Below are 4,616 nucleotides of genomic sequence, written 5' to 3' on the forward strand. Positions count from 1 at the left end.
CCCAAGCGCGGCACCTCGGGCTCCCGAGGCCGCCGCCGCACCGGTTCCGCGCGCGGGCGCACGCCCGCGCGTCGGTCCGGCTTCGGCGCGACGGCCTAGGGTCTTTCGTTTGGTCCACCTTCGACGCGGCTGCCTGGAAGGCGGCCCGGAACACGCGTGTTCCGGAAGCCGGCCGAGCCGACCCGGACGTTCCCTTCTTCCCTCTGTGAGGCATCATGCGCTGCGTCATCGCCCGATTCCCGTTCGACCTGACCAAGAACGACGTGCTGGCGTCGATGAAGGCCGTCAAGCCCGAGCCGGTCGTGGGCGAGTCCGTGATCATCGGCCGCCGCCATTACCCCGTCAAGCAGGTGGGCCAGGTCATCACCCGCCAGGACCGCCGTGACTTCAGCGCGGGCGAGGTCGTCCGGGCCATGACTCTCCTCGGCTTCACCTGCCGCGGTGTTCCCGAGGCCGCCGCGCCCGCGCCCGCCCTCACCTCGCTCCAGAAAGCATCCGAGATGCTCGGCACCCAGCCTGCCTGACCAACGGCACGGCCCTCGTACGGTACGGGCGTCGTACGGCACGGCCCTCGTACGGGTACGGGCGTCAGTCCAGTGTCGCGTAGACGATGAGGTTGTTCACCGGATGGCCCTGGGCGTCGAAGTCGCCGTCGCAGGTGATCAGTCGCAGGGCGTGCTCATCGGTCGGGCCGTAGACCTTCTCGGTCGGGAAGGAATCCTTGCTGACGCTCTCGGTGCCCGTGACGGTGAAGCGTGCCGATTCTCCACGGTCGTCGGTGACGGTGATCTCCGCGCCCTTGGCGATCTTCTTGAGGTCGTGGAAGACGGCCTTGCCGAAGCGGGTGTCGTTGTGGCCGATGATGACGGCGGCACCGGCTTCACCGGGCACGGAACCGCCGGTGTACCAGCCCGCGGTCATGCCCTTCTCGGCCGGCGGGACCTCGACGGTTTCGTCCGCGTTGAGACCGAGCTCCATCAGCGGACTGGTGACCCCGATCGAGGGAATGGCGATCTCGACGGGCGCTGCGGGCCGCCCGGCCTCCGGAGCGCCGGTCGGGTGAGTGCCGGACGCGGCGGTGCCGACGGCGGCCGATGAGGCAGAGGATGCCTGGTCAGCGGCCGTGCCGGTGGCGGACGAGCAGCCGGCGAGCACGGCGAGGGCCGCTGATACGAGGACCGCGGGTACGGCGAGGGCGAGGCGGCGACGGGCCGGTACGGTGCCGAGGCGCCGTACCGGATGGTACGCAGAGGACACAGCGGGCTCCAGAGCAGGGACCGGACCGGGCGAATACGCGATGGCGCCGCCCGGCGAAGAGCGGCGCCACCGTTGTGCCGAATGTTGTGCCGGGTCTCAGCCGTCGTGGCGCGCGGCGGAGCGGCGGCGCAGTACGAAGGTGCCGGCGCCCGCGAGCAGCAGAGCACCGGCGGCCGGGCCCGCGAGAGTGGCGGTGCCGGTGTTGTCGGCCGGAGCTTCGCCCGCGGCAACGCCGCCGCGCGGCGCGTTCTCCGCGGCCGAGGCCCTCTTGGCGGCTTCGGCCTTCAGCGCTTCTTGGGCTTTCCTGATCTCCTCGGGCGAGGAGTCCTTCGAGATCTCGCCCCTCTTGACGGCTTCGGCCTTCTCGGCCGCGGCCCTCTTCGGATCGGTGGCCTTGTCGGCCGGAGTCGGCTTTTCGGACGGCGCCGCGGACGGCGCCGAGGTCTGGTCGGCGGCGACGGCCGCGGAGACCGGGACGAGCATCGCGCCGGCCGCGACGGCGGTCAGAACCGCGAAACGCAGACGGTAATGGCGGGACATGTATGGCTCCAGTTCCAGCCCGGCCTTGGTGGTACCTGGATGCCGAGTCGCACCAGGTTCCGGGCAGGACCCAAGACTGGCGACCGCTTGTGAAGAAGCTGTCAGGACGCCATGGTCATCGCATCAGGCCCGTGCGGTGGTGCCGCCGGTCTCCTGGGTCTTCTCTCCGGTCTGTCCGGTCTGTCCGGTCTCCTGTGTCTCTCCGGCCTCCTCGGCTGACGGCGCGGCCGGCAGCCGCAAGGTGAAGACCGAGCCCTGTCCCTCGGTGCTCACCACGCTCGCCGTTCCACCGTGGGCCTCTGCCAACTTGAGGACGATCGCCAGACCGAGACCGCTGCCGCCGGTGCTCCGGTTACGGGACTTCTCCGCCCGCCAGAAGCGGTCGAACACGTGCGGGACGTCGTCCGCCGGGATACCGCTGCCGGTGTCGGACACCTCCACGACCACCTCATCGCCGGAATCGGTGACGTACGAGCGCAGCGTCACCGTGCCACCGGGCGGTGTGTGGCGTACGGCGTTGGAGACCAGGTTGCTGACGGCCTGACGCAGCCGGACCGGATCCGCGTACAGCGTCGGCCGACCGGTATCGACGTCATCGACCGTATCCGGCGCCTCCGGCGCCTCCGCGGAGACCGCCAGCGTGACCCCCGCGGTCTCTGCCAGGCCCTGGTGCGCCGCGGCGACCTGGCCGAGGAGGTCGGCGACGTACACCGGCTCCAGGTGCAGGCGCAGCGCGCCCGCGTCGGCCGCGCCCAGGTCCTGCAGATCGTCGATGATGTGCTGAAGCTGCACCGCTTCTTCGAGGAGCGAGGAGACGAACGCCGGATCCGGCTCGGCCAGACCGTCCTGTGCCGCCTCCAGCCAGCCACGGATATTGCTCAGCGGAGTACGCAGCTCGTGGGCGACATCGCTGACCATCACCTTGCGCTGCTCCTCAAGCCGGGCGCGGTGTACGGCCATGTCGTTGAAGGCCGCCGCCAGCCGTCCGATCTCGTTGTCCGGGCCGACCGGCACGGGCGCCGAGTCCAGGCCGTCCCGCATCCGCTGTGCCGCGCCGGTCAGCGCGTGCAACGGGCGTACGAGCCGGGCTCCGGCGATCACCGAGGCGCCGACGGTGAGGGCGAGGACGAGGGCCGTGACGCCGACGATGCGTGCGGTGTTCGCCGGTGAGAGATCGAACCCGGGCACGCTGACGGCGCCGGGATCGTCGATGAACAGCAGTGCGGGCGCGGCGACATAGGCCGTGAGCTGTTCGCGGCGGGCGCTGCCGACGCAGGAGGCGATGGCCCGGTCGTATCCGCTGTCGCGGGCTGCGGGCAGGCGTTCGGCGGACGGACCTGCCGCAGCCGCTTTCTCGTCGGCCGCCCGTGCCGCTTCGGATGCCCGTGCCGCTTCGGCCGCCTTCGCCTTTCCGATGGTGGCTTCGCGGATGTCGGCCTCGGTCGCCGGACGCACGGCCGGCAGGTCGGAGTCCGTGGGCTCCTGCCCGTGTCCGCGATCCCATCCGCGGTCCCAGGACAGGTCCAGATTCAGTTTCACGCCCGTGCGTCCCTGGCGTTTCAGACAGGCGTCGGCCAGTTGATTGAGCGCGTGGAGGGCCTTCTTCTCGGTCGTGGTGGGCGCGGCCGACTCGCTTGCCAGGCACTTGAGTTCCATGGAGCGGTCGGTGTCGTTGCTGTCGTTGCTCACGAACTGGACACGAGGCCGGCCGCTCGGGCTCTCCACGATGTCCGCGGCGATGCCCACTCTGTTGAGGCACTCCACGCTCCTTGCGGTGGACTGCCGCAGATCGGCACGTTCCTTCGCGGGCAGCAGGAACGGCCCTACGGCGCGCGGATCGACACGGTCCGCGCCGGCGGAGGTGGCATCGGGCACCAGTACGGTGTCGACGGACAGCGGGTCCACGACCGCCGAGGCCTGCGCCGGCAGCGGAGCGGCGGACGAAGTGCCGGAAGAGTTGCCGGAGGATTTGCCGGACGAACTGCCGTTGGACGCACTGCCGGAAGAGCTGGCGGAAGAGCCGCTGGAGGAGTCACTCAGGGAGTCGAAGAGCAGCCGTCGGTCCTGAGTGGTCAGCGCGATCCGGCGCTGGGACTGCCGGGCCAGTTCTCGTACGGTGCCGCCGACGCCCTCCCAGCCGGGATGGGTGGCCGCGTAGCCCAGCAGGGTGTTGTAGATCTTGGCGTCGGAGCTGAGGTTCTGTCCCTGCTGCTGACGGATCGCGCCGGAGGTCGTCTGCACCGCGAGCCAGGCGGTGGCGGCGACCGAGCACGAGGCCACCAGCACCGACACGGTCAGCAGCCGGCCGAGCAGGCTCTTACGGAGCGGCAGCCGCAAGCGTCCCCGCCCCACCCGCCGCCGCTCGTCAGGACGACGCACGGCGCACGTTCTTCGCCGGATCCGTCAGCTTGTAGCCGACGCCGAAAACGGTGAGCAGCCGTACCGGCCGCCTCGGAGCGCGCTCGATCTTCTTGCGCAGATGCATGATGTGCACATCGACGGTGCGGTCGCTGATGTACTTGTCGAAGCCGTGCAGTTCCTCCAGGAGCCGCTGCCGTGTGAAGACCCGGTCGGGCTCCGTCGCCATCGCGGCGAGGATACGGAACTCGCCTGGCGTGCACACGACCGGCAGCCCGCCGACCGACACCTCGTGCCGGGCCGGATCGACCGTGAGCGTGCCCACCGACAGCACCTCGTCCTCAACAGCGGCGGGCGCGAGGCCAGTGGCGTGGGCCGGCCCGGAGCCGGAGGCCGGCCCGGAGCCGGGAGTCGGCGCCGGGCCGGCGGAACGCCGGGTGCGGCGCAGCAGCGTACGTACC

General features: G+C 70.8%; 5 protein-coding genes. 1 reads left to right on the forward strand and 4 read right to left on the reverse strand.

All coding sequences use genetic code 11. The features are described from left to right. Window positions 1-215: 215 nt before the first annotated feature. Window positions 216-524: an SCO5918 family protein gene (locus GA0115259_RS19095; protein WP_093598469.1), complete on the forward strand. Its 309-nt coding sequence runs from the start codon at window positions 216-218 to the stop codon at window positions 522-524. 64 nt (window positions 525-588) lie between these two features. On the opposite strand, the gene GA0115259_RS19100 is transcribed toward GA0115259_RS19095, so the two are convergent. From GA0115259_RS19100 to GA0115259_RS19115, 4 genes are all read right to left on the reverse strand, one after another. Beyond that, window positions 589-1,257 carry a class F sortase gene (locus GA0115259_RS19100; protein WP_093598472.1) on the reverse strand — a complete coding sequence of 223 codons (669 nt, stop codon included), beginning with the start codon at window positions 1,255-1,257 and terminating at the stop codon, window positions 589-591. A 96-nt stretch (window positions 1,258-1,353) separates the two neighbouring features. Then, complete coding sequence (locus GA0115259_RS19105) at window positions 1,354-1,797, reverse strand: LPXTG cell wall anchor domain-containing protein (protein ID WP_093598475.1); 444 nt, start codon at window positions 1,795-1,797, stop codon at window positions 1,354-1,356. Window positions 1,798-1,920: 123 nt separating this feature from the next. Beyond that, window positions 1,921-4,149, reverse strand: coding sequence for a sensor histidine kinase (locus GA0115259_RS19110; protein ID WP_256098048.1), 2,229 nt, complete (start codon window positions 4,147-4,149; stop codon window positions 1,921-1,923). Between the two features lie 13 nt (window positions 4,150-4,162). Beyond that, window positions 4,163-4,616 (reverse strand): winged helix-turn-helix domain-containing protein (locus GA0115259_RS19115; protein WP_141716619.1); only part of this gene is annotated, 454 nt, incomplete at its 5' end.

Origin of the sequence: Streptomyces sp. MnatMP-M17 (assembly GCF_900091995.1) — a bacterium.
Lineage (GTDB): Bacteria > Actinomycetota > Actinomycetes > Streptomycetales > Streptomycetaceae > Streptomyces.